Origin of the sequence: Pseudomonas sp. ICBG1301 (genome assembly GCF_016918385.1) — a bacterium.
GTDB classification, from domain to species: domain Bacteria; phylum Pseudomonadota; class Gammaproteobacteria; order Pseudomonadales; family Pseudomonadaceae; genus Aquipseudomonas; species Aquipseudomonas palleroniana.
Window position 1 is genome coordinate 1 of the sequence record NZ_JAEKGB010000002.1, and the last position, 26,639, is coordinate 26,639.

28 protein-coding genes are annotated in these 26,639 nt (G+C 60.8%); 15 read left to right on the plus strand and 13 right to left on the minus strand.

Annotated features, from left to right (window positions below):
- A partial coding sequence (locus tag JBE38_RS04055; protein ID WP_205343641.1) for a DUF6531 domain-containing protein occupies nucleotides 1-3,544 on the minus strand: 3,544 nt, incomplete at its 3' end.
- A 269-nt stretch (nucleotides 3,545-3,813) separates the two neighbouring features.
- On the opposite strand from JBE38_RS04055, the gene JBE38_RS04060 reads away from it, so the two are divergent.
- From JBE38_RS04060 to JBE38_RS04075, 4 genes are all read left to right on the plus strand, one after another.
- Entirely contained in the window at nucleotides 3,814-4,143 is a 330-nt protein-coding gene (locus tag JBE38_RS04060; RefSeq protein ID WP_090371566.1) for a hypothetical protein, read from the plus strand.
- A 107-nt stretch (nucleotides 4,144-4,250) separates the two neighbouring features.
- Nucleotides 4,251-4,946, plus strand: coding sequence for a fumarylacetoacetate hydrolase family protein (locus JBE38_RS04065; RefSeq protein WP_107338870.1), 696 nt, complete (start codon nucleotides 4,251-4,253; stop codon nucleotides 4,944-4,946).
- A 36-nt stretch (nucleotides 4,947-4,982) separates the two neighbouring features.
- Nucleotides 4,983-5,891 (plus strand): helix-turn-helix transcriptional regulator, encoded by a 909-nt coding sequence (locus JBE38_RS04070; RefSeq protein WP_205343642.1) that lies wholly within the window; start codon nucleotides 4,983-4,985, stop codon nucleotides 5,889-5,891.
- A 93-nt stretch (nucleotides 5,892-5,984) separates the two neighbouring features.
- Nucleotides 5,985-6,245: a hypothetical protein gene (locus JBE38_RS04075; protein ID WP_060757156.1), complete on the plus strand. Its 261-nt coding sequence runs from the start codon at nucleotides 5,985-5,987 to the stop codon at nucleotides 6,243-6,245.
- 289 nt (nucleotides 6,246-6,534) lie between these two features.
- Here the strand turns inward: JBE38_RS04075 and JBE38_RS04080 are convergent, their stop codons facing one another.
- Nucleotides 6,535-7,479, minus strand: coding sequence for a sensor domain-containing diguanylate cyclase (locus tag JBE38_RS04080; protein ID WP_090371560.1), 945 nt, complete (start codon nucleotides 7,477-7,479; stop codon nucleotides 6,535-6,537).
- A gap of 245 nt (nucleotides 7,480-7,724) precedes the next feature.
- On the opposite strand from JBE38_RS04080, the gene JBE38_RS04085 reads away from it, so the two are divergent.
- A complete protein-coding gene (locus JBE38_RS04085; RefSeq protein ID WP_104993441.1) occupies nucleotides 7,725-7,973 on the plus strand; it encodes a DUF1652 domain-containing protein in 249 nt (82 codons plus the stop codon).
- Here the strand turns inward: JBE38_RS04085 and JBE38_RS04090 are convergent.
- Nucleotides 7,970-8,110: a hypothetical protein gene (locus JBE38_RS04090; RefSeq protein WP_178126884.1), complete on the minus strand. Its 141-nt coding sequence runs from the start codon at nucleotides 8,108-8,110 to the stop codon at nucleotides 7,970-7,972. The two genes, JBE38_RS04085 and JBE38_RS04090, sit on opposite strands and share 4 nt — an antisense overlap.
- 224 nt (nucleotides 8,111-8,334) lie before the next feature.
- Here JBE38_RS04090 and JBE38_RS04095 point away from each other — a divergent pair, with 224 nt between their 5' ends.
- From JBE38_RS04095 to JBE38_RS04110, 4 genes are read left to right on the plus strand one after another with little or no spacing between them, the layout of a single operon-like run.
- The gene (locus JBE38_RS04095; RefSeq protein WP_060757153.1) at nucleotides 8,335-8,646 is read left to right on the plus strand and encodes a YXWGXW repeat-containing protein; all 312 of its coding nucleotides are present in this window, start codon (nucleotides 8,335-8,337) and stop codon (nucleotides 8,644-8,646) included.
- Between the two features lie 31 nt (nucleotides 8,647-8,677).
- Nucleotides 8,678-9,256, plus strand: a complete 579-nt coding sequence (locus JBE38_RS04100) for an RNA polymerase sigma factor (RefSeq protein WP_198761908.1) — start codon at nucleotides 8,678-8,680, stop codon at nucleotides 9,254-9,256.
- Complete coding sequence (locus JBE38_RS04105) at nucleotides 9,253-9,684, plus strand: hypothetical protein (protein ID WP_205343643.1); 432 nt, start codon at nucleotides 9,253-9,255, stop codon at nucleotides 9,682-9,684. Before JBE38_RS04100 ends, JBE38_RS04105 begins: the two co-directional genes overlap by 4 nt.
- The gene (locus JBE38_RS04110) at nucleotides 9,681-10,175 is read left to right on the plus strand and encodes a periplasmic heavy metal sensor (RefSeq protein ID WP_060757150.1); all 495 of its coding nucleotides are present in this window, start codon (nucleotides 9,681-9,683) and stop codon (nucleotides 10,173-10,175) included. The genes JBE38_RS04105 and JBE38_RS04110 overlap by 4 nt, the downstream gene beginning before the upstream one ends.
- Before the next feature lie 103 nt (nucleotides 10,176-10,278).
- On the opposite strand, the gene JBE38_RS04115 is transcribed toward JBE38_RS04110, so the two are convergent.
- Complete coding sequence (locus tag JBE38_RS04115) at nucleotides 10,279-10,641, minus strand: NUDIX hydrolase (protein WP_060757149.1); 363 nt, start codon at nucleotides 10,639-10,641, stop codon at nucleotides 10,279-10,281.
- A gap of 126 nt (nucleotides 10,642-10,767) precedes the next feature.
- Here JBE38_RS04115 and JBE38_RS04120 point away from each other — a divergent pair, with 126 nt between their 5' ends.
- From JBE38_RS04120 to JBE38_RS04130, 3 genes are all read left to right on the plus strand, one after another.
- Nucleotides 10,768-11,757: a Gfo/Idh/MocA family protein gene (locus JBE38_RS04120; RefSeq protein ID WP_205343644.1), complete on the plus strand. Its 990-nt coding sequence runs from the start codon at nucleotides 10,768-10,770 to the stop codon at nucleotides 11,755-11,757.
- Nucleotides 11,758-11,784: 27 nt separating this feature from the next.
- Nucleotides 11,785-12,414: a ribonuclease T2 family protein gene (locus JBE38_RS04125; protein WP_205343645.1), complete on the plus strand. Its 630-nt coding sequence runs from the start codon at nucleotides 11,785-11,787 to the stop codon at nucleotides 12,412-12,414.
- Nucleotides 12,415-12,525: 111 nt separating this feature from the next.
- On the plus strand, nucleotides 12,526-13,113 hold the full coding sequence (locus tag JBE38_RS04130; RefSeq protein ID WP_060757146.1) for a LysE family translocator: 588 nt from the start codon (nucleotides 12,526-12,528) through the stop codon (nucleotides 13,111-13,113).
- Here the strand turns inward: JBE38_RS04130 and JBE38_RS04135 are convergent.
- The 8 genes from JBE38_RS04135 to gloB all read right to left on the minus strand — a co-directional run bounded on the left by JBE38_RS04135 (nucleotide 13,055) and on the right by gloB (nucleotide 24,014).
- On the minus strand, nucleotides 13,055-13,930 hold the full coding sequence (locus tag JBE38_RS04135) for an AraC family transcriptional regulator (protein WP_090371542.1): 876 nt from the start codon (nucleotides 13,928-13,930) through the stop codon (nucleotides 13,055-13,057). The genes JBE38_RS04130 and JBE38_RS04135 overlap by 59 nt on opposite strands.
- Nucleotides 13,931-14,035: 105 nt before the next feature.
- Nucleotides 14,036-15,658: an ABC transporter ATP-binding protein gene (locus JBE38_RS04140; protein ID WP_205343646.1), complete on the minus strand. Its 1,623-nt coding sequence runs from the start codon at nucleotides 15,656-15,658 to the stop codon at nucleotides 14,036-14,038.
- Between the two features lies 1 nt (nucleotide 15,659).
- The gene (locus tag JBE38_RS04145) at nucleotides 15,660-16,679 is read right to left on the minus strand and encodes an ABC transporter permease (protein WP_017738565.1); all 1,020 of its coding nucleotides are present in this window, start codon (nucleotides 16,677-16,679) and stop codon (nucleotides 15,660-15,662) included.
- Nucleotide 16,680: 1 nt separating this feature from the next.
- Complete coding sequence (locus tag JBE38_RS04150; RefSeq protein WP_060757143.1) at nucleotides 16,681-17,754, minus strand: microcin C ABC transporter permease YejB; 1,074 nt, start codon at nucleotides 17,752-17,754, stop codon at nucleotides 16,681-16,683.
- Nucleotides 17,755-19,593 (minus strand): extracellular solute-binding protein, encoded by a 1,839-nt coding sequence (locus JBE38_RS04155; protein ID WP_205343647.1) that lies wholly within the window; start codon nucleotides 19,591-19,593, stop codon nucleotides 17,755-17,757. It abuts the gene before it with no gap.
- Nucleotides 19,590-21,419: an extracellular solute-binding protein gene (locus JBE38_RS04160; RefSeq protein ID WP_090371534.1), complete on the minus strand. Its 1,830-nt coding sequence runs from the start codon at nucleotides 21,417-21,419 to the stop codon at nucleotides 19,590-19,592. The genes JBE38_RS04155 and JBE38_RS04160 overlap by 4 nt, the downstream gene beginning before the upstream one ends.
- A gap of 322 nt (nucleotides 21,420-21,741) precedes the next feature.
- Nucleotides 21,742-23,148, minus strand: a complete 1,407-nt coding sequence (locus tag JBE38_RS04165; RefSeq protein WP_205343648.1) for a transglycosylase SLT domain-containing protein — start codon at nucleotides 23,146-23,148, stop codon at nucleotides 21,742-21,744.
- A 98-nt stretch (nucleotides 23,149-23,246) separates the two neighbouring features.
- Entirely contained in the window at nucleotides 23,247-24,014 is a 768-nt protein-coding gene (gene gloB / locus JBE38_RS04170; RefSeq protein ID WP_205343649.1) for a hydroxyacylglutathione hydrolase, read from the minus strand.
- A 65-nt stretch (nucleotides 24,015-24,079) separates the two neighbouring features.
- Between gloB and JBE38_RS04175 the strand changes: the two genes are divergently transcribed.
- Nucleotides 24,080-24,838, plus strand: a complete 759-nt coding sequence (locus tag JBE38_RS04175; RefSeq protein WP_060757138.1) for a class I SAM-dependent methyltransferase — start codon at nucleotides 24,080-24,082, stop codon at nucleotides 24,836-24,838.
- A gap of 32 nt (nucleotides 24,839-24,870) precedes the next feature.
- Entirely contained in the window at nucleotides 24,871-25,323 is a 453-nt protein-coding gene (gene rnhA, locus JBE38_RS04180) for a ribonuclease HI (RefSeq protein ID WP_003173571.1), read from the plus strand.
- Nucleotides 25,324-25,326: 3 nt separating this feature from the next.
- Here rnhA and JBE38_RS04185 read toward each other — a convergent pair whose 3' ends face one another.
- The gene (locus JBE38_RS04185; RefSeq protein ID WP_205343650.1) at nucleotides 25,327-25,635 is read right to left on the minus strand and encodes a DUF2388 domain-containing protein; all 309 of its coding nucleotides are present in this window, start codon (nucleotides 25,633-25,635) and stop codon (nucleotides 25,327-25,329) included.
- A gap of 202 nt (nucleotides 25,636-25,837) precedes the next feature.
- On the opposite strand from JBE38_RS04185, the gene dnaQ reads away from it, so the two are divergent.
- A complete protein-coding gene (dnaQ, locus tag JBE38_RS04190) occupies nucleotides 25,838-26,578 on the plus strand; it encodes a DNA polymerase III subunit epsilon (protein WP_198761969.1) in 741 nt (246 codons plus the stop codon).
- The last annotated feature ends 61 nt before the right edge of the window (nucleotides 26,579-26,639 follow it).

A 26,639-nucleotide genomic window follows, 5' to 3' on the forward strand; every position in this document is an offset into this window, starting at 1 on the left:
TCAGGCGATTACCCGCAACGATGTCCGGGCCGGGGCGGTTCTGCATCAGCAGGTTGCCCGCCGGGTCGTGGCCGAAGCGTTCCTGTACGTCTTGCGAGTGGTTGGCGCGGGTCAGGCGGGCGAGGGGATCGTAGTGGTAGTCGTGCTGGCCCTTGCGGGTGTCGAGCAGGCGGGTGAGGTTGCCGGTTTTGTCGTAGTCGTATTGGCGTTGGTAAATGCCCCCTTCAACGTCGCAAAGGCCGTGGTTGAGCAGACGTCCTTGATCGTCATATTGGTAGCTGCTGAGGAGTTTGCCTTGGCTTCTTTGGTGTTCTCGACCTCCATTAACCAGATGAGAGGTGAGGGTTTCGCCATTGAGCTCAACGGTAGCAAGGTGGCCGCCTTTATCATGGTTGAACACCAGACGGTTGTTGTCCGGCAGGCGCAGGTGCTTTAACTGACCACAGGCGTCGTAGCCGTAGCGCAGGGTGCCCCAGCCTTGGTGCTCGGCGGTCAGGCGATTTTGGACATCGTATTCGTAGGCCAGCGCCCAGTGACCGTCGTCGACGCTGAGCAGGTTGCCCTGGCGGTCGTAGGTGTATTCAACCACCTCGCCATCGGCAAGGGTTTTTCGTACGAGGCGCCCGGCGTGGTCGCGCTCATAACGCGTAACCAGCTGACTGCCATCGTCGCCGTGTTCGGTCTTTTCCAGCAGGTTGCCGTTGAGGTCGTAGGCATACGCCGTGCGCTGGCCGTCAAAACCAATCTCTTGCTGGATCAGGCCGTTAGGGTGGTAATCAAGCTGGTAGGTTTCGCCGGCTTCGTTTTCAATCGCGGTCAGCAACAGCCGTACGTTGTCGTAGCGGTACTTGACCTGGGTGCCGTCGGCATTGAGGCGGCGGCTGATCAGGTGCAGGCCGTCGGCGTATTCGTAATGGGTGACGTGGCCGAGTTCGTCGCGTTCGGCGGTGATTTTTCCGTAGGGGTTGTAGCTGTATTCCCGACACGCACCGCCCGGCAAGACCACGCGAACCATGCGGCCCACGCTGTCCCACTGGTACTGCGTCAGCGCACCGTGCTCATCCTCACGCGCCACTTGCCGCCCAACGTCGTCATAGCGATAACGCTTGATGGCGCCATTGGGCAGTTGCTCCTCCAGCAACTGCCCGCGTTCATTCCAGACCAGCCGATGACAGCTGTGATCGGGATACCAGACGCCCGTCAGTTGCCCGGATGGGTTGTAGCTGTAGTCGGTGATGTGCCCGGCGGGATCCGTCCGACGCGTCACGTCGCCCTGGTCATTGCGCTCATATTTCCAGACCGCCTGACCCCGTCGCACCACGCGTACGAAGCCGTTGTCATGCTCGTAGGAGGTTGGTTCGTCGTCCCCCGGAAACACCGCCACCAAGCGTCCGGCATCGTCGTACTGATAGGCCGTCACCGCGCCCAGCGGGTCTTGCTCGACCGTCAGCCGGCCCTTGTCGTCGTAGGATTTGAAATGCTCGGCGCCGTCCGGGTCGATGCGCTGTACCAGCCGTGCGCGCTGGTCATGCACGTAGACTTCCTGGCTGCCGTCGGCGTTAAACACCGTGACCTGGCCGTCGTCACCCCAGGCATAACGCGCGTCCATCTGCGAGAAGCTGGCCCAATGCCGGATACAGCGCGCCGCCTTGCCGGAACGTTCCCATTCCCAATAGAAACTCGCGCCACCGGCCAACTGCCGTTCAAGGATGACGTGCTGATCGTCGTAGCGATAAACCTCGCGCTCACCCACGGCATTGGTCGCACACACCAGTCGGCCTGCATCGTCATAGGCGTAGGACACAACGTTGTGTTCGGTCACCCAGGTGAAGGCTTCATGGCCTTTGGCGCGCTGAACCTGGTAGTCCACTGCCACAATGCGCTCAAGCTCATAGCGCAAAAACAGCGAGCGGCCGACGCCGTTATCCAGCCGTTCAATACGCCCCGAGCGATCCCGCAGAATACGCAGCCGGTTGTCGTACGCATCGCTGATGGCGGTGAGCACACCGTTGCAAAAGTGGTAGAAGCGCGACGCCTGGGCCAGTACTAATTCATCGGGCAGAGCGCCCAGGTAGATCGCCGCTTCGGCCAGGCTGTTGGTGATTGCGGGTCGCGACGCAGTGGGTAGTGGAAATTCAGTAGAGCGGTTTTCATGATCGGTCCACACCACCGAATCGCCATCAACGACAAGCCGATGCGCCAGCGCATGGCTCCAGCCAAACCCCAACCCACAATCCACCTCCACGGCACTGGTGCGATACAGCCGCGTCCAGTCAAACGGCAACACGCCATCCAGCGTGCCATCGGTTAGCGTCAGCAACTCCTCGCCAGTGACCATCGACACCGGGCAGCCATGGGAAGCGGTCTTGTCCGCCGGTGCCGAAGCCTCCCCATTGAGGTTTTTCCCCGAGGCCGGTACATCGTCGACAGATTCTTTCTGCCTCAGCACCGCATTCTGCCGCGCTCGCCAGCGCATCTGCATCCGGCCTTGTTTCAGCCCGCCGACCACGCCGCGAACCGCGACCGCCTTGTAGCGATCCACCGCTTGCATAAACGCCCGCAGAATCGTCAGCACGCCTTCGACAAAGCCCATCGCCGCCTGAAGAATGCCTTTGCCATACTTGACCAGGCGCAAGCCCAGGTACGCCACGCCCGCTGCCGGCAAGGCGATCGTCAGCACCGCGCCGATCACCAGATCAATCAGCAGCGAGACCACAAAACCGGCAGCCACCTCGGCAATTTCTTTGGGAGGCAACGCATCCAGCCAGATCATTGCAGTGCGCAACATCAGGTACAGCGCTGCTTCATCACTGGCGAGCAACATCGCCTGTTCCATGACCTTGGGTGCATCGGTGGCGATCTGCGCCAGCTTCGCCGCCTCGGCTCCCAGCTGTTCGGCAAATTTCAGCGGGTCTTCAAGAATCGACTGGACCAGCTTGATGCTGTCCCACACCTCCCTGATCGCCGCCCAACTGCCCGCCAGCACACCGCTGCCAACTGCACTGGCCGTTGACACCTCCCAATGAGGCCGGAAACCCTCCCACTGTGAGCGCAGCCATTGTTCCAGGTCTGCCGTCAGCCCGGCGTAGGAGGCAAACAACGCGTCTACCTGCTCCTCTGAGACCTCGCCTTGTACGCGCACCTGGTATCGCCCGCCGGCGGCGCAAACGTGCGAGCCTTTGCCATACTCATCCAGCATGACGGTGGCAGAGCTGGCGTCATCCAGCCCGATGACTTCAACGGGAATATTGCCGATCGGTACGTCATACACCGATTCGAACCGGCTCTCGATCTGCAGCACACCGCCCGCCGGGCAGCGGGCTACGGTAGAAAAATCCGCATCGGAAACACTCACCGAGCGCTGTGAGTCGCCTACCCGCAACACCCGATCCATTCCCAGCAACGACGGCATATCGGCGACATGGCTGACTGAGTCCAGCGCCTGCGCGTACCAGGCGCTCATCTGTCGGCGGTATTGCACCAGGCTCTGATGAAAGCCATCGAGCTCATGTTCGATAGCGGCAATGTGGGAGGCGTGGGTCATCCGTGACGTCCTGGCAGAAGGGCAAGGCGCCGGAGTCTGCCGCAACAAAAAACGTCGGGATGAACGGTTTGAAAAAACAGAATGGGATGACTGGAGGCGAGAAAAACTCGTAAAAAACCAGCCCGAAGGACTACACAAAAAAGCGATAAGGCTCATTGCGTGAGGCTAGGCATCTAAATGCCGATGCAATAAGGCAATTTAATGGCCCCTTTGTAACAAAATCCTCGCCAGAATCGCTTTTATTTTCAGGTGGTTAGGTGGGGAAGCGAATGCGCACTGTTGGAATCATGCTGATCGCCTGCTCCCTGGCGGGGGGTACGGCTGCCGTGCAGGCAAGGGAACTGCGCGAGGGTGACAAGTACATGTGCAGTTGGGGCGCCGGTACGGCGGCCAGGGCCCAGGAGCTCAAGTTGGCGGGTGTGTCGTTGTATGCGGCGCGCCAGAAGATCCAGACCATCAAATTTAGCAAGTCGTGGATGCGCATGATGGCCATGGGCATCACCGAGCAGACCTATGACAGCCGTTCCCGGCTCAAGCCTGAGGTGATTCGCCAGAGCTTCTATCAGGACTGCTTGCGCTACAAGGTGGCGCGCAAGTAGCCCCTGGGCGCTTTGCACCGGGCAGTGCAAAATCTGCGTAAGCCTGTCCAACTTTCTCCGGAGGCCGCTCGCCATACTGGTGCCAGGTAAACCAGGAGGCACAGGCCATGACCGATTACGTATTCCCCCCCGCGCAAACCCCATCCCTGGCCATACAGGGCAGCGATGCGCGTTTCCCCCTGCGTCGCGTGTTCTGCGTTGGTCGCAATTACAGCGAACACGCCCGGGAAATGGGACATGACCCGGATCGCGAGCCGCCGTTCTTTTTCATGAAACCGGCGGATGCGGTGGTGCCGGCCGACGGTGTGATCGCCTATCCGCCGCTGACCACCGACCTGCACCATGAAGTGGAATTGGTGGTGGCCATCGGCAAGGGCGGGGTGGATATCAGCCCTGATGAAGCTTTTTCCCACATCTGGGGCTATGGCGTGGGGATCGACCTGACGCGCCGCGATCTGCAAGCCCAGGCGAAAAAGCTCTCACGCCCGTGGGAATGGGCCAAAGCCTTCGATGAGTCGGCGCCCAGCACGGCGTTGCAGCCGGTGAGCGCGGTAGGGCACCCGTCCACCGGCAAGATCTGGCTGAAGGTCAATGGCGAACAACGCCAAGTCGGCGACCTGGCTGACCAGATCTGGTCGGTCAGCGAAGTGATCAGCCACGCCTCCCGATCCGTCGCGCTCAAGTCCGGTGACCTGATCTTCACCGGCACGCCCGCCGGTGTCGGCGCGTTGCAACCGGGCGATACCGTGACGGCCGGCATCGACGGCGTTGGCGAGTTGAGGTTCACCCTCGGCAACGGTTGAGGCTAAAGTGGTGCCCTGGCCACCCGAGACAGCGCTATGCCCGGCACCCGCGTCACCACCTATGGCATGGAACAACGCAGCGACCGCCCCGACTTCTATATCCGCGACAAACGCGGGCGGGCGGCGCTGACCAGCCCCCATCGGCACGAATACTTCCAGATCCAGATCAACCTCGGTGGCGACACCGTGCAGCATATCGGTGGGGCGGTGCGACCGTTTCCGCGTAACGCCCTGGCGTTCATCCTGCCCCATCGCCTGCATGTGATTCCCCATCCTGAGGATGGCGAGTTCATCCTGATCAACTTCAGCCAGGCGTTTTTCCTGCCGCAACTGAGTTGTGATCCGCTGGACCTGGAGGACATTCCTATCGGCCAGGCACCAGAGCTATCGCCGTTTCGCTTTCAGGAGCAACTGGACTTTATCCTCGATGATGCCGCGTTCGAAGAAGTCAAAACCTGGCTGGCCCATATGCGCGCCCTCGACACTCACCGCGCTTTTGGTGCCCGCGAGAGGCTCAAGGGCTACCTGTTTCAACTGATTGGCCTGGTCTGTGAGCAGTACGCCGAGCCGCTGCAAGCGTTTGCCGCCAACAACACCATCCGGCGCGGGCGCAAGGACGCCTTGGCGCGGGTGCAAGGCTATATCCGCGCGCATATCCACGAACCCAGCCTCAACCTGACCGATACGGCCGCCGCCGCATTTCTATCGCCCAACTACCTGACGCACCTGCTGCGCAAGGAAACCGGGAAACCCTTCTCCCAGTGGGTGCTGGACCGCCGCATGCAACTGGCGCGCACATTGTTGCTTAACAGCACTCAACTGATCGGGGTGATAGCGCAACGTTGCGGGTTTACCGACGAGGCCTACTTCTCCCGCTGCTTCCGCAAGGCCCAGGGCATGACGCCCGGGCAGTTTCGCCGTCAGCAGCAGACAGAAATGTTGTAGTCACACGGTTTTTACAAAACCACGACAATGAGTAGGTTTCAATTTGCATACAATCCAACATTTCTAGTCACTCCAGCAGGACGCTTGCGAGACATGAATCAACCAGAACCCCCATCCTCAAGCGGCTTTCGCTCTTTTGCGATCGGGGTTGTGTGCGTGGCGGTGCTGTTGGGCACTTATTTCATGCGGCTCAACGCTGAGGTTGACCGAGAGCGGGAGCAGGTTGCAGAGCGTCTGGCTTTCTGCCAGCACCTTGAAAGTGTGACCCGTGTGGCGGCGTCCACGAACCTGGAATCCCCAGAAGCCTGCAAGCAACTCAAAAAACGTTATGCTGAAAGTGTTGCGCCGTTATAACCAATAACCCCAATTACAGAGTGGAAATAAGCGGGCGAAGTGTGCACGCTTAATCAGCGCTTATTGCACCAAAAAGTGGCACTTATGGTGTTGGCTACCTTAAAAAATGTGTGGATATTGAATGACTTACAGCGCTTTTAATCCGACGAAAGGATTAAAATAATCTTGTTGCAGGTTTTAACAACCGTTACTATAGCCGGGCGTTCACCTCCCACGGTTTATGCATTTTTAAATCCCAAGTTTCCATCAGCTACTTGGGATTTTTTTTGCCCGGAATTTGATCTCGGCGTCAAACTTCTATGTCGGCAAACTCTGCTCGCATCCGGCCATTGTGCTTGGCTTGATAGAGCAACTTATCGACGGATTCGACAAACCCCAACACATTGCTGTCGGGTGTCACGATGTGGGTGCCCACGCCCAGGCTCAACGTCAGCAAGTTCGACACCGGCGAGAACCCGTGCTCGATCTGTTGTTGGCAAATCAAATGCAGGCAACGCTGGGCAACCTGCCGAGCCGATGCGGCATCAGTTTCCGGCAACAGCCAGACAAACTCCTCGCCGCCGATACGGGCAATGAAATCCCGGGGCCGGTTGGCAGCCTGGGCCAGGGTGCGCGCCACCTGGCGCAGGCACTCGTCGCCCTTGATATGGCCGTAGTGGTCGTTGTACTGCTTGAAGAAATCAATATCGAGGATGAGCAACGACAGCGGCAACCGGCTGCGCAGCGCACTGGCCCATTCCCGTTCCAGCACGGTATCGAACATGCGGCGGTTGGCGATGCCGGTGAGGCCGTCCTGGAACGAGTACTCCTCCAGTTGTTTTTGCAGGCGGATCAGGTGTTCCTCGGTCTTTTTGCGTTCGCTGATATCGAACATGAAGCCGATCAACGCCTCCACTTCACCGTCCTTGCGCACGACGTGCACCACATCGCGAATCCACACGTAATCGCCATTCACCGTGAGCGCGCGGTAATCGGCCTCGTGGTCGACCCCGGCACGCGATTGCGACACACAGAAATTCACCACATATTCACGGTCGTCCGGGTGCATGCGTTCAACCCAGTCATCCACGCTGACCCAGCTTTGCGGCGTCCAGCCCAATAACGTCTCGATCTGCGGGCCGATATAGCTGAAGGTCATGGTCTGCCAATCAATGCGCCAAGGGATAGCCTTGGTCGACTCCAGCAGGGTCTTGTAGACGTCGCTGTCGGGCAGGCGTGGAGCGTCGATGTTCATGGGCGGCGGCTCGCATGATGGCTAAAAGCCAACAGCGTCTTGTGAGCGAAGCCCTGAGTCAAGCCTTCGCGAAAGCCGCAGACGAGAGGTCGTGTGCTGGGTTTCTGGCGCCAGCACCCCAGCATTTGTTGGGCATAGTGAGGCACAGCTAACACTTTTGAGTTAATTGTTCGGTAGCCGGCAAAAGCTTATCTACGCTGTTTACATCACACATTCAGGGATGCATCCACGGACGGGGCTTTATCATGATTCCGATCGTCGAATTCAACCGCATCATGGCCGCCGGGTTCCTGCCGCTGGCGTGTGATTGCAGCCTCAACAGCGACGGTTCGCTGCGCATTCGCGTGTTCGAGCCGGAGTCCGGCCGTGTCGAGCTGCTGCTGACTCGGGTCTCGCCCCAAGGTCTGGACAGCATCCGTTCCATCTCAAACCTGATTGGCGAGTTGCGCACCGAGATCAAGGCCGGGCGCCATGGCTTTGCGGTGTTGGGTTAGCTGTTGACGGTACTGGTGGTGGGAGTGGCGGCGCCGTAGTAGCGCCAGCAGCAATGCCGGTGTTCCGGCAGGATCACGCAACCGCTGAGGCTCACGATCAACAGGGCGGCGACCAGCATATATAGGCGACGGGACATGATGTTTCCTCTTGGTGTGTTCTGCGTCACTCCTTGAACGCAACCACCGACACAAATCCGTCGCGATGCTTGCAAACTTTTCATCAAGCCTGTGATTCCCTGGGCAATACTTCCTCTGGGCCACCGTGTAGAAAAAACCTGTTTTTTCTGCGACGGATTTTCCTGCGCCTGGCGTTCAACCCATCAGCAGCGTGCACTTTCGCTCGCCGTATGAAGGAGTTGCCATGAACTCACTGACCCAATTGCGTTGTGCCGTGCTGGCTCCGCTGGCTTTCGCCGCGTTTGTCAGCACCCCGGTTTTCGCCGAGACCGAAGTGATTATCCGCCAGGCACCACCGGCAGAACGTGTCGAAGTGATCCCTGCCGAGCGCCCCGGATACGCCTGGGATCGCGGCCACTGGCGTTGGGAACACGGTGCCTACGCCTGGGTGCCTGGCCACTGGCAACCGGTGATGCGCAATGCCCGGTGGGAGCCAGGGCATTGGGAATCGCGTGGGCCGAACTGGTACTGGCGCGAAGGGCATTGGATTCGCTGAAACCTAACTCCCCGGACCGAGTATTACCCGATTGAAAGACACTGATCCGGACGTTGAGCTACTGGCACGTATCGGCAACAACGAAGCCGCCGCGGTCAATGAAATGGTGACGCGCAAGCTGCCGCGGTTGCTGGCGCTTGCCGGCCGGCTGTTGGGGGATGCCGACGAGGCCAGGGACGTGGCTCAGGAAAGTTTTCTACGGATCTGGCGCCAGGCGGCCAATTGGCGTGCCGGTGAAGCGCGCTTCGACACTTGGCTGCACCGAGTGGCGCTCAACCTGTGCCATGACCGCTTGCGTCGACGCAGAGAACGCCCGTTGAATGAGGAAGAGGTGCTGGAACTGGCGGACAGCGCACCGTCCCCTGAGGAACAGTTGGAAACCAGCCAGCGCAGCGCCCGTATGGCCGCCGCGTTGGCGGCTTTGCCGGAGCGTCAGCGCGAAGCCATCGTGTTGCAGTATTACCAGGAGCTGTCGAACATCGACGCCGCGGCCCTGATGAATATCAGCGTCGAGGCACTGGAGAGCCTGCTGTCGCGGGCCCGCCGCCAGTTGCGCAGTCAACTTGCCGACACACCCGGGCTCGCCCGCCCAGGAAGGGGAACACCATGACACTTGAACGATTTGCTTACCTGGCCGATGCCTACGGCGCCAGCCTGCACCGCTGGCCCGTTGCCGATCAAGCGGCGGCCCGCGCCTTGCTCGACAGCGGCGACCCTGGCGCCCGCGAAGCACTGAATGCGGCGAGTTGGCTCGATCAGCAGATGGACAGCCATCAACTGGCGCCCGTCGACCCCGCACTGGTGCGGCAAATTCGTCAGTCGGCTGTGCAACGCAGGTCATTCTGGTCGCGCTATGCCAACTGGTTGTCACCGGCCGGTCTGGTGGGTGTGGGCATTGCCGGTATCGCTGCCGGGGTGCTGGTGGCGTCGATGAGCGTGCCGCTGCCGATGTTGTCATCCGAAGTGTTGCCCAGCGTCTTCGATCAAGGCGATGCCGACGTCGTGTTTACCGTCAACGCCGAGGAAACCGAGCAATGACAGCCAAAACCCTTAAGCCGTGGTTGGTCGTCTCGGTGTTGCTCAACGTATTCTTGATTGGCGGGGTGGCGGGCGGCCTCTATCACTGGATGGCCGTTGCCGCGCCTGCCGAGGCGGTGGTCAACCAGCATGGTCTGCGCCAGGCGATGTTCAAGTTGCCGGTCGAGCGGCGCAAGGAGTTGCGTCAGTTGCTGCGCCACAACCGTGCCGACAGCCAGCCGTTGATCATGGCGGGTCGTGAAGCCCGTCTGGGGGTGATCAAGCAATTGGAGGCGCCGACGCTGGACCGCGCGGTGCTGGTGTCTGAATTGGCCAAGGCACGTGAGGCGGATGTTGCGCTTCGGGCGTTGGTGGACGATACCTTGGCGCAGTTTGCGAGTAATTTGCCTCAGGATGAGCGGCAGAAATTGGTTGAGGCGCTTTATCAGCGCGGGCAGGGGAAGGCCAGGGAGAAGATGACGCAAGGGCTGGGGAGTAAGCCGCGTTCTTGAGCGGGGTGGCTACCGATCCATTGCTGCGGGAACGGCTGATGGCGCTGCCGCGTTCGTCAATTCCTTTGTCGAACGGCAGGGCGTAGAGGCAGGTATGCAAGGGTCAGAGGCGACGCAGGAAGGCTTTGACGATATGCCGGGTGGCGTCGGTGGTGTCCAGGTCGTCCACGGCGGTGTAGGGGTGCCACCGGCAATCGATGATTTCGTTGCAGGGCCGGGCGTCCGCGAGGTTGATCACGGAGGCTTCAAACACGTGGTGCTCGGTGTCACTGGTTTTCAGTTCCTGCAGGTAGAGCAGGCCGTCGACCTTCAATCCGGTTTCTTCGTGCAACTCCCGCTCGGCCGCGCCCACTGGGCGTTCGCCGGGTTCGACCTTGCCACCCGGCAAGGCCCATTTTGATCGGACTTTGCGCACGAAGAGGATATGCCCCTCATGTGCGCAAATGACGGTTGCGCGTGTTTTCAATGTGTGAAGCTCCGTAGCGAGATGACTGTCATCAAAGTGTAATGCAATTGTCATGCTGGGCGGCTGTGGCACTTGCATCAGGGGATGTGGATACTGCTCGCTGGACAACACGGACGAGGAAGGCAGATGAGTACCGTACGCTGGGGCATGATCGGCTGTGGCAGTGTCACTGAGTTAAAGAGTGGACCCGCTTTCTACAAAGCGCCAGGTTCGGCGCTGGTGGCGGTGATGGGGCGACGTGTCGAAGCGGTGCGCGATTATGCGGCACGCCATGGCATCGCTCGCTACTACACCGACGCCCAGGCGTTGATCAACGACCCCGAGGTGGATGCGGTGTACATCGCCACACCGCCCGACAGCCATCTTGAATACAGCCTGATGGTGGCGGCAGCCGGCAAGCATTGTTGCGTCGAGAAACCCATGTCGTTGAATGCCGGGCAGAGCGCGTTGATGCAGCGCACTTTCGAGCGCGCCGGGCTGCATTTGTTTGTGTCCTACTATCGACGCTCCTTACCGCGCTTCCAGCAAGTGCGCGATTGGCTGCAGACCGGGCGTATCGGTGAGTTGCGTCATCTGACCTGGACCCTGTGCAAGCCGGCCGCCGCAGCGGATACCAACCCGGCCAACTGGCGCACCGACCCGGCGATTGCCGGTGGTGGCTACTTTGCCGATCTGGCCAGCCATGGTTTTGACCTGTTTCAGTACCTGGCCGGGGATATTGTCGATGTGGCCGGGTTCACCGCGCGCCAGGCCGGCCGTTATGCCGCGGAGGACGCGGTGACCGCCAGCTGGCGCTTCGCCTCGGGTGCGCTGGGCATGGGCGCCTGGAACTTTGTGGCGGACCGGCGCGAAGACCGGGTCGAGTTGATCGGCAGCCATGGGCGCATCAGTTTTTCGGTGTTCGAAGACCAGCCGATACGTCTTGAAGCGCAGGCCCATGAAGTGCTGACCGTGCCGTGCCACGCGCATATTCAATGGCATCACGTGCTGGGCATGAATGCGCATATTCGCGGGGAGGCGCAGCACCCCTCGTTGGCCATCGAAGCATTGAAGACCGATCAAATCCTTGACCGGGTGTTGCAACGTAACCCCGTTCATCCCGAGTCGTCGCACTAAAGTCAGCTTTTTTCAAGGAACACGCAGATGAAATACTGGATGATGTTATGGCTGGTGCTGGCCACGGGGGCCGTGGCGGCTCCGCGCAGCCAGGGGCAGGCGGGGGAGTTTGATTTTTATGTGTTGTCATTGTCGTGGTCGCCGACCTTTTGCCTGACGCACCCGGACAACGAGCAGTGTTCGGGCAAGGGGTACGGCTTTGTACTGCACGGTTTGTGGCCGCAATACGCTCGGGGCGGGTGGCCGGCCTCGTGCGACTCGCCGTCGTCGCTGAACCGCCAAGCCATGGACAAGGGCGCTACGTTGTTCCCCAGCCGTTCACTGATCAAGCATGAATGGGCCAAGCATGGCACGTGCTCCGGGCTTGAGCCGCTGGCCTATCTGGAAAAGGCCGACGCCGCGCTGGGGGTGGTGAACATTCCGCCACAGCTGCAGCCGCTCAACTCGCCGCCGTCATTGCCGGCCCAAGCGATCGAGGCGTTGTTTCGCGAAAGCAACCCACGCATGGGCAGCCACGGGCTGGCGGTGATCTGTAAAGGCAAGGTGCTGTCGGAAGTGCGCGTGTGCCTGACCAAGGATCTGGCGTTCGCCGGCTGCCCACGCAGCGTCAAGACCCAGTGCCGCGACGGGGATATCCGCATTCCTTCACAGCGTTGAGGCACCAGCGCCTTGCTGTTCGGCGCCAGAGGGTGATTTTCTTCAATACCGCGCGTGCCTTGCCCTTTAACGTGACGTCATCTTGATCGTCACCACCTAAAGGGAATCGCAATGAGCTTGATCATTTCCATGGCCGCCTTCGCCTTGGCGACCTCCATTACGCCGGGCCCGGTCAATGTGGTCGCCTTGAGTTCCGGTGCGCGCTTCGGTTTCGTCGCCAGTCAGAAGCATGTATTTGGCGCCGCCGTGGGTTTCACTTTGTTGCTGGTGCTGATCGGCCTCGGGTTGCATGAAGTGCTGTTGCGCTGGCCCATCCTCACCCAATTGATTCAGTGGGGTGGTGTGGCCTTCCTGCTGTACATGGCCTGGAAACTGGCCGCGGACGATGGCCGGTTGGACGCTGAGGGTACGGCTACCGCACCGTCGATGCTGTACGGCGCGATCATGCAGTGGCTCAACCCGAAAGCCTGGTTGGCCTGTGTCGCGGGCATGGGCTTGTTTGTGGCCGATGGCGACGCCGCGCAGGTCTGGCTGTTCGCGGCGCTCTATCTGGTGATCTGCTACCTGTCGGTGGCGTGCTGGGCCTATGCCGGCACGTTCTTGCGTCGCTACCTCGGCAACCCGCAGGGTGTGCGCCTGTTCAACCGTTCAATGGCCGCGTTGCTGGTGGCCAGTGTGGGTTATTTGCTGATGGCTTGAGCCGGTCGCGGTACTGGCCAGGCGTGGCGGCGAAGTGCTGTTTGAAGGCGCGCTGGAAATGCGCCTGGTCGGCAAAGCCCGCCGCCAGGGCCACATCGGCAATCAGCTTGCCCTGGCGCAGTTGGGCGCGGGCAAACTGGATGCGTTGGTTGATCAGGAAGGCATGGGGCGTCAGCCCGTAATACTGCTTGAAGGCGCGGATCAGGTACGAGGGCGACAGCTCGGCGGCCAGGCAGATGTCTTCCAGTTTCAAGGCTTGCGTGCAGTGCGTGCGAATGTAGTCGGCCGCCCGTTCCAGCTTGTGGTTGACCTCGCGTACCGGAGTGTCCGCAGGGTTGAGGCGCTGTTGGACTTCGGTGAAATAACTCACCAGCGCGCTTTGTTTTTGCAGATGTTCAGCCTGTGTATCCACCAGTATCCGGTACAACTCCAGCAGGCCGCGATACAGCAGCGGATCGCGCACGTAGGGCGTGTTGAACGGCCGGTAACCCTGGTCGGTGCTGAAGCCCAGTTGGTACTGCAGGTCAGTCAGCCAGGGCGTATCGATGTACAGCATCTGATAGGACCACGGCTCATTGTCGATGGGGTTGCAGGCATGCACATCGCCGGGGTTCATCAGGACCACCGTACCCGCGTCGATCTCGAACGTCTGTGTACCGTAGTGGTAATAGCTGCGTCCGGTGGTGATTGCCCCAATCGAAAAATGCTCGTGCGCATGCCGGCTGTAGGTCACCTTGCGCCCGTCCGCAATGGTGCGCGCCTCAATGAACGCCAACGCAGGGTCACGCCAGAAAAACGGTGCTGTAGCGGCGGTCATGGCAGGCGCTCCCTGAAAGAATTGGAATGAGCAGGCAACAGGCTCATACAAAAGGTGGGCTTATTCAAGCCTTGTGCATCACACGATACGCTGCCACGCGGCGCTCTATTGGCCTGACTGATTAACGGGAGGTGGCACCAGGAACGCCGCCTCCAGCAATTGCCGGGTATACGCGTGCTGCGGATCGGCAAAAATCGTCCCGGCCTCACCTTGTTCCACCACCTGCCCATGCTTGACCACCATCAGTTGGTGGCTCAACGCCTTCACCACCGCCAAGTCATGGCTGATAAACAGGTAAGTCAGGTTGTACTTGGCCTGCAGGCTGCGCAACAACTCGACCACTTGGCGCTGCACCGTGCGGTCCAATGCCGAGGTGGGTTCGTCCAGCAGGATCAGGCGCGGCTTGAGCACCAGGGCGCGGGCGATGGCGATGCGTTGGCGCTGGCCACCGGAGAACTCGTGGGGGTAGCGATGACGGGATTCCGGGTCCAGGCCGACTTCCTTGAGTGCGGCAATAATCGCCGCCTCCTGTTCAACCGGCGTGCCCATCTTGTGAATACGCAAGCCTTCGCCGACGATTTCGCTGACGCACATGCGTGGGCTCAGGCTGCCGAACGGGTCCTGGAACACCACCTGCATTTCCCGCCGAAGCGGGCGCACCTGTTGCTGGCTGAGCTTGTCCAACTGCTGGCCTTCAAAGCGAATGCCGCCCTGGCTGCCGATCAGCCGCAAGATCGCCAGGCCCAGGGTCGATTTGCCTGAGCCGCTCTCGCCGACAATGCCCAGGGTCTGCCCCTGGGGCAGGTTGAAATGGATACCATCCACCGCCTTGACGTAATCGACGGTGCGGCGCAAAAAGCCTTTCTTGATCGGGAACCAGACCTTGAGTTCGTCGACTGCCAGCAACGGCGGCCCGACTTCATTGGCAACCGGCCCGCCGCTGGGCTCGGCGGCCAGCAGTTCCTGGGTGTAGGGGTGGCGGGGCGACTGGAACAGCGTCTCGCAGTCGGCTTGTTCAACGATGCAACCTTGCTGCATCACGCACACCCGGTGAGCGATGCGTCGCACCAGGTTCAAGTCGTGGCTGATCAGCAGCAGCGCCATGCCCAGGCGCGCTTGCAGTTCTTTGAGCAACTCGAGGATCTTCAACTGCACCGTGACGTCGAGGGCCGTGGTCGGTTCGTCGGCGATCAACAGCTCCGGCTCGTTGGCCAACGCCATCGCGATCATCACCCGTTGGCGTTGGCCGCCGGACAATTCGTGGGGCAGGGCCTTGAGGCGCTTGTGCGGCTCGGGAATGCCCACCAGTTCAAGCAATTCCAGGGTACGCCGGGTGGCGACTTTGCCGGTCAGCCCCTTGTGCAGGCCAAGCACTTCGTTGATCTGCTTCTCGATGGAATGCAGCGGGTTCAACGAGGTCATCGGTTCCTGGAAGATCATCGCAATGCGGTTGCCACGAATATGCCGGATGGTTTTTTCCTTGAGCGTGAGCAAGTCTTGCCCGGCATAGGCAATGGTACCCGACGGATGCCGCGCCAGCGGGTAGGGCAGCAGGCGCAGGATCGAGTGAGCGGTCACCGACTTGCCCGAGCCGCTTTCGCCGACCAGGGCCAGGGTTTCGCCACGCTTGATATCGAAGCTGACGTTGTTCACCACGCGGTGATGGTGATTGCCCGTGACGAACTCGACGCTGAGGTCGCGGACTTCGATCAGATTGTCCTGGTTCATCTCATTTCCTCGGGTCGAAGGCATCGCGAGCGGACTCGCCAATAAACACCAGCAAACTCAGCATGATCGCCAGCACGGCAAAGGCACTCATCCCCAGCCACGGCGCTTGCAGGTTGGATTTGCCCTGGGCCACCAGCTCGCCCAGGGACGGCGAACCGGCCGGCAAGCCGAAGCCGAGGAAGTCGAGGGCCGTGAGGGTGCCGATGGCGCCGGTGAGAATGAACGGCATGAAGGTCATGGTCGAGACCATGGCGTTGGGCAGGATATGGCGGAACATGATCGCGCCATTTTGCATACCCAGCGCCCGGGCTGCGCGGACGTATTCCAGGTTGCGCCCGCGCAGGAACTCGGCGCGCACCACGTCCACCAGGCTCATCCAGGAGAACAACAGCATGATCCCCAGCAGCCACCAGAAGTTGGGCTGCACGAAGCTGGCGAGGATGATCAGCAGGTACAACACCGGCAAGCCCGACCAGATTTCCAGGAAACGCTGCCCGGCCAGGTCGACCCAGCCGCCGTAGAACCCCTGCAACGCGCCGGCGATAACGCCGATGATCGAGCTGAGGACGGTCAGGGTCAGGGCAAACAGCACCGACACCCGGAACCCGTAGATGACCCGGGCCAGGACATCGCGGCCCTGGTCATCGGTGCCCAGCAGGTTGACGCTTGACGGCGGTGCGGGCGCCGGGACTTTCAGGTCGTAATTGATGCTCTGGTAGCTGAACGGGATCGGTGCCCATAAGGTCCACGCATCCTTGGCCTTGAGCAGCTCCTGGATGTACGGGCTCTTGTAGTTGGCCTCCAGCGGGAACTCGCCGCCGAAGGTCGTCTCGGGGTAGCGCTTGAGCGCTGGAAAGTACCAGTCGCCGTCGAAATGCACCGCCAGCGGCTTGTCATTGGCGATCAGTTCCGCACCCAGGCTGAGCACGAAGAGGATCAGGAACAGCCACAGCGACCACCAGCCGCGTTTGTTCGCCTTGAACCGCTCGAATCGGCGGCGATTGAGGGGGGACAGGTTCATCTCAATGCTCCCGGCTGGCGAAGTCGATGCGCGGATCGACCAGGGTGTAGGTGAGGTCGCCGATCAACTTCACGATCAGCCCCAGCAGGGTGAAGATGAACAGCGTACCGAACACCACCGGGTAGTCGCGGTTGATCGCCGCTTCAAAGCTCATCAGGCCTAGGCCGTCGAGGGAGAAGATCACTTCGACCAGCAACGAGCCGGTGAAGAAAATCCCGATGAAGGCCGACGGGAAACCGGCAATGACCAACAGCATCGCGTTACGGAATACATGGCCGTAGAGCACACGATGGTGGGTCAGGCCTTTGGCCTTGGCGGTGATCACGTACTGCTTGTTGATCTCGTCGAGGAAGCTGTTTTTGGTCAGCAGCGTCATGGTCGCGAAGTTGCCGATCACCAGCGCGGTGATCGGCAGTGCCAGGTGCCAGAAGTAATCGAGGATTTTGCCGCCCCAACTCAACTCATCGAAGTTGTTCGAGGTGAGGCCGCGCAACGGGAACCAGTCGAAGTAACTGCCGCCGGCAAACACCACGATCAGCAGGATGGCGAAGAGGAACGCCGGGATCGCATAGCCGACGATGATCGCCGAACTGGTCCACACGTCGAAGTGGCTGCCGTGTCGCGTGGCCTTGGCGATACCCAGCGGGATCGATACCAGGTACATGATCAGCGTGCTCCACAACCCGAGGGAGATGGACACCGGCATCTTCTCCTTGATCAGGTCGATGACCTTGGCATCGCGGAAGAAGCTGTCGCCGAAGTCCAGCCGGGCGTAGTTCTTGACCATGATCCACAAGCGTTCCGGCGCCGATTTGTCGAAGCCGTACATCTTCTCGATTTCCTTGATCAGCGCCGGGTCCAGCCCCTGGGCACCCCGATAACTGGAGCCGGCCACCGAGACTTCGGCACCGCCGCCGGCAATACGGCTGGTGGCGCCTTCAAAGCCTTCGAGCTTGGCGATCATCTGCTCCACCGGGCCGCCGGGGGCGGCCTGGATGATGATGAAGTTGATCAGCAATATGCCGAACAGCGTGGGGATGATCAGCAGCAGGCGGCGAACAATATAGGCCAGCATTCAATTGCCTCCGCTCGCCGGGTCGGCGCTTTGAGTCGTGTCCAGGGAAACCGCCGGCTTGACGTTGGGTTTAGCCCACCAGGTGATGGTGCCGACGTCATAGCGTGGCGGCACCTTGGGGTGGCCCAAGTGGTCCCAGTAGGCGACGCGGAACGTCTTGATGTGCCAGTTGGGGATGACGTAGTAGCCGAACTGCAGCACGCGGTCCAACGCCTTGGCATGAGCGACCAGGCTTTTGCGCGAGTCGGCGTTGATCAACTCTTCGACCAATTGGTCGACCGCCGGGTCCTTGAGGCCCATGTAGTTGCGGCTGCCGGGTTTGTCGGCGCTGGGGGAACTCCAGAACTCACGCTGCTCGTTGCCGGGCGATGTGGATTGGGGGAAGCTGCCCACCAGCATGTCGAAGTCGCGCGAGCGCAGGCGGTTGATGTACTGCGACACGTCGACCCGGCGAATCACCAGGTCGATGCCCAAATCGGCGAGGTTGCGCTTGAAGGGCAGCAGGATGCGTTCGAATTCGGTCTGGGCCAGCAGGAACTCGATGGTCACCGGTTTGCCGGTGGTGTCGACCATTTTGTCGTTGACGATCTTCCAGCCAGCCTGCTGCAGCAACTGGTAAGCCTCGCGTTGCTGGGCGCGGATCATGCCGCTGCCGTCGGTCTTGGCCGGTTCGAAGGCTTGGGTGAAGACCTCGGCCGGGATCTTGTCGCGCAGCGGTTCGAGAATCGCCAGCTCGTCCGGGCCGGGTAGGCCGGTGGCGGCCATTTCCGAGTTTTCAAAGTAACTGCGGCTGCGGGTATAGGCGCCGTTGAACAGTTGCTTATTGCTCCATTCAAAGTCCAGCAACAGGCTGATCGCCTTGCGCACACGTACATCCTGGAACATGGGCTTGCGCGTATTGAACACAAAACCCTGCATGCCAGTGGGGTTGCCGTTGGGGATCTCTTCCTTGATCAATCGGCCTTGAGCGACCGCCGGAATGTTGTAGGCGTTGGCCCAGTTCTTGGCGCTGATCTCCAGCCAGTAATCGAACTGCCCGGCCTTCAGCGCTTCCAGGGCGACGGTGTTATCGCGGTAATAGTCGGTGATGCGGCTGTCGAAGTTGTAGAAGCCCTGGGTGACCGGCAGGTCCTTGGCCCAGTAGTCCTTGACCCGCTCATAGCGAATCATGCGTCCGGCCTTGACCTCGGCGACCTTGTACGGCCCGCTGCCCAGAGGAATTTCCAGGTTGCCCTTGGAAAAGTCGCGGGTCGCCCACCAATGCTTGGGCAGTACCGGCAATTGCCCGAGGATCAGCGGTAACTCGCGATTGTTGGTGCGCTTGAACTTGAACAGCACGCGCAACGGGTCTTCAGCCACCACTTCATCAACGTCGGCGTAGTAGGTGCGGTAGATCGGTGAACCGTCCTTGAGCAGTGTCTGGAAGGTGAACACCACATCGTCGGCGCGGATCGGCTGCCCATCATGAAAGCGCGCTTCGGGGCGCAGGTAGAAGCGTACCCAACTGTTATCCGGGGCCTTTTCGATCTTGCCGGCGACCAGGCCGTATTCGGTGACGGGTTCGTCCAGGCTCTGCATGGCCAGGGTGTCATAGACCAGGCCGATGTTATCGGCGGGCACACCTTTGCTGATGTAGGGGTTGAGGCTGTCGAAGCCGCCCATGGCCGACTCGCGGAAAGTACCGCCCTTGGGCGCATTGGGGTTTACGTAGTCGAAGTGCTTGAAGTCGGCGGGGTACTTCGGCGGCTCGTTGTAGAGCGTCAACGCATGTTGCGGCGCGGCCTGGGCCGCGGTACACAGCAAGAGGCTGCCAAGCAGTGCCGTACGCAAAGACATCATTGGGCTTTCTCCGAAGCTTTGAGCCACCATGCGCTCAGGCCCAGGCTGTAGGGCGGCGTGGTGACAAAGGCGAACCGGTTGCGGTAGGCCAGTCGATGATAGTTGAGGTACCAGTTGGGAATGCTGTAGTGCTGCCACAGCAGCACCCGGTCCAGCGCCCGGCCGGCGGCCAGTTGCTCCTCGCGGGTTTGCGCGGCGAGCAGTTGTTCCAGCAAGTGATCGACCACGGGGTTGGCGATGCCTGCATAGTTCTTGCTGCCCTTGATCGCGGCCTGGCTGGAGTGGAAGTACTGCCACTGCTCAAGGCCCGGGCTCAAGGTCTGGTTGAGGGTCATCAGGATCATGTCGAAGTCGAACTGATCCAGGCGTTGCTTGTATTGCGCCCGGTCAACGGTGCGCAGGCGGGCGTCGACGCCGATGCTGATCAGGTTCTCGACATAGGGCTGCAGGATGCGCTCCAGGTTCGGGTTGACCAGCAGGATCTCCAGGCGCAGCGGCTGTCCCTGGCTGTCGAGCAAGCGTTGCCCCGACAGCTTCCACCCGGCATCTGCGAGCAATGCCAAGGCACGACGCAGGGTGTCGCGGGGGATGCCACGCCCATCGGTCTGCGGCAGGCTGAACGGCTGGGTGAACAGTGGCGCCGGCAGCTGCTCGCGGTAGGGTGAGAGCATCAGCCATTCATGCCCCACCGGCACACCGGTCGCCGAAAACTCGCTGTTGGGGTAGTAACTGACGCTGCGTTTGTAAGCACTGCTGAACAGCGAGCGGTTGGTCCATTCAAAGTCGAACATCAGCCCCAGGGCTTCGCGCACTTTGGCTTGGCTGAAAGTCGGCCGCCGTGTGTTCATGAACAACCCCTGGCTTTGGGTCGGGATCTGGTGGGCGATCTGCGCCTTGATCACGTCGCCTCGGTTGACCGCCGGAAAGTTGTAGCCCGTGGCCCAGTTCTTGGCCTGGTGCTCGATATAGATGTCGAACTCGCCGGCCTTGAAGGCTTCGAACGCGACGTCACTGTCACGGTAGAACTCCACTTCGACCTTGTCGTAGTTGTAGAAACCCTGGTTGACCGGCAGGTCCTTGCCCCAGTAGTCCTTGACCCGCTCGAACACCAGTTGCCGCCCCGGCGTGACCTTGGTGATGCGGTACGGCCCGCTGCCCAGTGGCGGCTCGAAGGTGGTGGCCTTGAAGTCGCGGTTTTTCCAGTAATGCTGGGGCAGCACGGGCAACTCGCCCAGGCGCAGGATCAGCAGCGGGTTGCCGGCGCGCTTGAAGACAAAGCGGATACGATGACGATTGAGAATGTCGACCCGCGCCACTTCCTGCAGGTTGGTGCGGTATTGCGGGTGGCCTTCGGTCAGCAGCGTGCGGTAGGAAAACGCCACGTCATACGCCGTGATCGGCTTGCCATCGTGAAAGCGGGCTTCGGGGCGCAGATTGAACACCACCCAACTGCGGTCCTCGCTGTACTCCACCGATTGCGCGATCAGGCCGTAGCTGGACGTGGGCTCATCCCCGGACGGTGCGTACTGGCCGGTGCCGACCATCAGCGGTTCGTTCAGCTCGTTGACGCCGTATTGCAGGAAATTGGGAGTGGAAACCGGGCTGGTGCCCTTGAAGGTGTAGGGGTTGAGCGTGTCGAACGTGCCAAATGCCATCACCCGCAACGTACCGCCTTTGGGCGCTGCAGGGTTTACCCAATCGAAGTGGGTGAATTTGGCCGGGTACTTGAGCGTGCCGAACTGCGCGTAACCGTGGCTCTCGGTAATCGTCGCGTTCGCAGCAAAGCTCAAGGCCAGACTTATTAGTAGAAGGAGGGGACGCTTCAAGGCAGAGATCCGATCCAGGCGGCTTGGGCTTTATGATCGGTACAGTAACAGCTTGTTCCGGTTGGAAAAAGCTGGTTTATGTAGTGAGCGGGCTTGCCCCGCGCTGGGCGGCGCAGCCGCCCTAAACCAGGCACCTCGGTCGTTCTGATACACCACGGCGTCCATGTTGGGGACACCTCATCTGTAGTGAGCGGGCTTGCCCCGCGCTGGGTGGCGAAGCCGCCCTAAACCAGGCCCCTCGGTCTTTCTGACACACCACGGCGTCTTTGTTAGGGCGGCTGCGCCGCCCAGCGCGGGGCAAGCCCGCTCACTACAGAACCGGCTATCGTGGGCCGGAAACGACGAGCATCTGCCCTGGCTTCAATGCCTGGCCGGTGCGCGGGTTCCAACGCTTGAGGTGTTGCATCTCAACGTTGAAGCGCTTGGCAACGATGTACAACGAGTCGCCTTTCTTGACCTTGTATTGCACCGGCTTCTTGCTGCTGGCCACGACTTTGCGCGTGTCCTGCATCACCAGGGTCTGGCCGACCTTGAGTGCCTGGCCGTTGAGCTTGTTCCAGCGTTGCAGGTCATGCACGTCGACCTTGTTCGCCTTGGCGATCAGGGTGAGGTTGTCGCCAGTGCGCACCTTGTAGCTGCGGGTACGTCCGGCAACGGCTTTTGTCTCGACTTCGTCGAACACGGCCTTTTTCGGGCGCATGGCCAGCAATTCCTCCGGCCGCATCGTCGAAAGGGTGCTGGTCAGCAGATGCGCCTTGGAACTGGGCACCAGCAGATGCTGGGGGCCGTCCAGGGTGGTGCGTTGTTTCAGGGCCGGATTGAGCTGGAACAGCTCGTCTTCGTCGATTTCAGCCAGTGCCGCGACCCGTGACAGGTCCATGCTCTGTTTGACTTCAACCACTTCGAAGTACGGCTGGTTGGCGATCGGGCTCAGGTTGACACCGTATGCCTCCGGTGCCAGCACCACTTGGGACAGCGCCAGGAACTTGGGCACATAGTCCTTGGTTTCCTGGGGCAGGGGCAGGTTCCAGTAGTCGGTGGGCAGGCCGAGTTTCTCGTTACGCTCGATGGCCCGGCTGACCGTGCCTTCGCCGGCGTTATACGCCGCCAGGGCCAGCAACCAGTCGCCATTGAACATGTCATGCAGGCGCGTCAGGTAGTCCAGTGCGGCGGTCGTGGAAGCGGTGATGTCACGGCGGCCGTCGTAGGCGCGGGTCTGGCGCAGGTTGAAGTAGCGCCCGGTGGAGGGAATGAACTGCCACAAACCGACCGCATCGCTACGCGAATAGGCCATTGGGTTGTAGGCACTTTCAATCACCGGCAGCAGCGCCAGCTCCAGGGGCATGTTGCGTTCTTCAAGGCGCTCGACGATGTAGTGAATGTAGAGGCTGCCGCGTTCTCCGGCGTTCTCCAGAAAGGACGGGTTACTGGCGAACCACAAGCGCTGTTGCTCGATGCGCGGGTTGACGCCCAGGCCGTCCTGCAATTGAAAGCCCCGTCGCATGCGTTCCCAGACATCCTGGGGCACTTCGGGGCTGGGCTTCTCTGAAAGCCAGATAGGTTTTTGCTTGATCTTGGCGGCAAGATTGGGTTTGGGTTGCACGGTGGATTGTGCAGCGAAATTTGTCGATTGGCAGCCCGCCAGAGTCGCGGACACAGCCACCGCCACGGCTTGAGCCAGGCGGGTCAATGCGTCTGAAGAAATGGATTTACGAATAGATGACGACATTGGCTGGAAGTAAGTTCCGGGCAAAAATGTCGGGCGATTCTAGAAAGCGCTTCGGTTCCGGTCAACCATTCAGAAATTGCGTATCAGATTGCTTCCCGTTAGAACTTATCTTTCCACGCCCTCAAGCTAGCAAACACCTCGGCCCCAGAGCGGTTGTCGCGACCGTTCCGTTCGTCCGCTTTTTGTTTAACGGATGTTTCAGCGGTGCGCAGGAAAGGGTTGGTGCGTTTTTCCAGGGCCAGGTTCGACGGCAGTGTCATCTCGCCACGTGCTCGCAACTGGTTGACGTCAGCCACCCGTTCGGCAATATCGGCGTTATCCGGCTCTACGGCCTGGGCGAATTTAAGGTTGCTTTGCGTGTACTCGTGAGTGCAGTACACCAACGTGTCGGCGGGCAGGGCGGCGAGGCGTTGCAGCGAGGCGTGCATTTGCTCTGGAGTGCCTTCGAACAGGCGCCCACAGCCGGCGGCGAACAGCGTGTCGCCACAGAACAGCACGCCCTGGTGGTAATAGGCTATATGGCCCAGGGTGTGGCCGGGCACCGTATAGACGTCGAAGTCCCAGCCCAGCACCGTGACACGGTCGTTATCCTGCAGGGCAATGTCGCGTGCCGGGATCTTCTCACTGGCCGGGCCGTAGACCTTGGCGCCGGTAACACTTTTCAAGGGCTCCACACCGCCGACATGATCGTGGTGGTGGTGGGTGATCAGGATGTCGCTGAGCTGCCAGCCGGGGTTGGCCTCGAGCCAGGCGAGCACCGGCCCGGCATCGCCGGGGTCGACGACGGCGCAGCGTTGGGTGCTTGGGTCTTGTAACAACCAGATGTAGTTGTCGGTGAAGGCGGGTAGCGCACTGATCTGTATCATTCTTCGATTCGCCAAGCTGAACACATTGGTGCATCTTAGAACGTCTAGGCGAGTTGGAGAATGCAATGACTGATAAAGCGTTCGCCCAGGCCGATCCTGAGTGGCTGGCCCTGATCAGCGCGGCCCGCGAGTGGCTGTCCGGGCCGATAGGGCAATTTCTGCTGGACGAAGAACGGCGCATGCTCGAAGACGAGCTGGGGCGCTTCTTCGGCGGTTACCTGGTGCATTACGGACCCTCGGCGCAGACGCCGCCGTCGGCCCCGCAGGTGCAGCGCAATGTGCGCCTGGGGGCGCCGTTGCCCGGTGTGGAAATCGTCTGCGAGGAACAAGCCTGGCCACTGAGCGAGCACGCCGCCGATGTGGTGGTGTTGCAACATGGCCTGGATTTTTGCCTGTCTCCCCACGGTTTGCTCCGTGAAGCCGCCAGCAGCGTACGCCCCGGTGGCCATCTGCTTATTATCGGCATCAACCCCTGGAGCAGTTGGGGAATGCGCCATCTGTTCGCCCATGACGGCCTGCGCCAGGCGCGCTGCATCGCGCCGTCTCGGGTGGGAGACTGGCTGAACCTGCTGGGCTTCGCGCTGGAGAAACGCCGCTTCGGGTGCTATCGTCCGCCGCTTGCGTCGACCAAGTGGCAGGCACGCCTGGCCGGCTGGGAGCGCCGGGCCGGGGCCTGGCAACTGTCGGGTGGTGGCTTCTATTTGTTGGTGGCGCGCAAGATTGTGGTCGGGCTTCGGCCGGTGCGCCAGGTGCTACGCCAGCCCGTGGGCAAGCTGGTGCCGATGCCGATGGCCAAGGTCAACCGCAAGCAGAGTGAACCGTAAAACCCTTTTTTTGATTTCAGGCCGAGTGACCGATGACCGATAGCGTAGAACTCTTCACCGACGGCGCCTGCAAGGGCAACCCTGGCCCGGGCGGCTGGGGGGCCCTGCTGGTGTGCAAGGGCGTGGAGAAGGAACTGTGGGGCGGCGAAGCCAACACCACCAACAACCGCATGGAGCTGATGGGCGCCATTCGTGGCCTGGAAGAGCTCAAGCGCCGCTGCAACGTGCTGCTGGTGACTGACTCGCAGTACGTGATGAAGGGCATCAATGAGTGGATGGTCAACTGGAAAAAACGGGGTTGGAAGACCGCCGCCAAGGAACCGGTCAAGAATGCCGACCTGTGGCAATTGCTCGATGAACAATGCAATCGCCACGACATTACCTGGAAATGGGTACGCGGGCACATCGGCCATCCCGGTAACGAGCGGGCAGACCAGTTGGCTAACCGTGGCGTGGACGAAGTGCGGGGTTACAAGCAGAGCTGATGTTCAGAGTGCGGCGATGGCCTGTGCCAGCTGCATGTCGGTACAGGTTTGCCCTGGCAGGCGTTCGCGAATGTGTACCAGCGCCGCCTCCAGGCGTACACCACGGATCTGGCCATCCGTGGCAACAAAAGATTCGGCGTCGTCCCGTGCCGCTTGAACGATCTTGTCATCCTTGAATGATGAACTGGTGCCCTGGGTGGTACTCATGGACAGGCTGACCAGCGCATCGGTGGTCATGACGAAGCTGGTGGCGTATGCCGTGCAGGTGCTGCCCAGCAGCAACAGGGTGCACAGTAGTTTTGGCGGGTTCATGGTGGTTGTGGGTTCTGCATCAACTAGGGCGTGCAGGCTAACAAGGGCGCCTTGGGCAAAACTGCTGCAGCTTTGCTAAGGATTGTAAAAAACTGTCGAGCCTTGAGCGCCTTGGCCCGGTCTTGGGTTGCCCGGGCCATGGCGTGCTAAGATTGCGCGCCTTGAAATACACCACACCGCTGAGAGTTGAACCCTGATGGCCATCCGATCCGTAGTACTCGATACCGAAACCACCGGCATGCCGGTGACCGATGGTCACCGGATCATCGAGATCGGCTGCGTCGAGTTGATGGGCCGTCGCCTCACCGGCCGTCATTTCCATGTCTACCTGCAACCGGATCGGGACAGTGACGAGGGCGCTATCGCCGTTCACGGCATCACCGATGAGTTCCTCAAAGGCAAGCCGCGCTTTGCCGAAGTGGCCGATGAGTTCTTCGAGTTCATCAACGGCGCCCAACTGATCATCCATAACGCGGCGTTCGACGTCGGCTTCATCAACAACGAATTCGCCCTGATGGGGCAGATGGACCGGGCGGATATTTCCCAGCACTGCTCGATCCTCGACACCCTGATGATGGCTCGTGAACGCCACCCGGGCCAGCGCAACAGCCTCGATGCATTGTGCAAACGCTACGGCGTCGACAACTCCGGCCGTGAACTGCACGGCGCCTTGCTCGACTCCGAGATTCTCGCCGACGTCTACCTGACCATGACCGGTGGCCAGACCAGCCTGTCCCTGGCCGGTAATGCATCCGACGGCAGCGGTTCGGCGGAAGGTTCGGGCAATCGCCCTTCGGAAATCCGCCGCCTGCCGGCTGATCGCAGAGCGACCACCATTATTCGTGCCAGCGAGCAGGACCTGGCCGAGCATGCGGCGCGATTGGAAGCGATTGCCAAGGCGGCGGGTGCACCGGCGTTGTGGTCGCAGCTGGCGGAGCAATAATCTTCATTCGCCACATTCTCTTCCAGCTTCTACCCTGAGTGCATAGCCCTCAGGACCACAA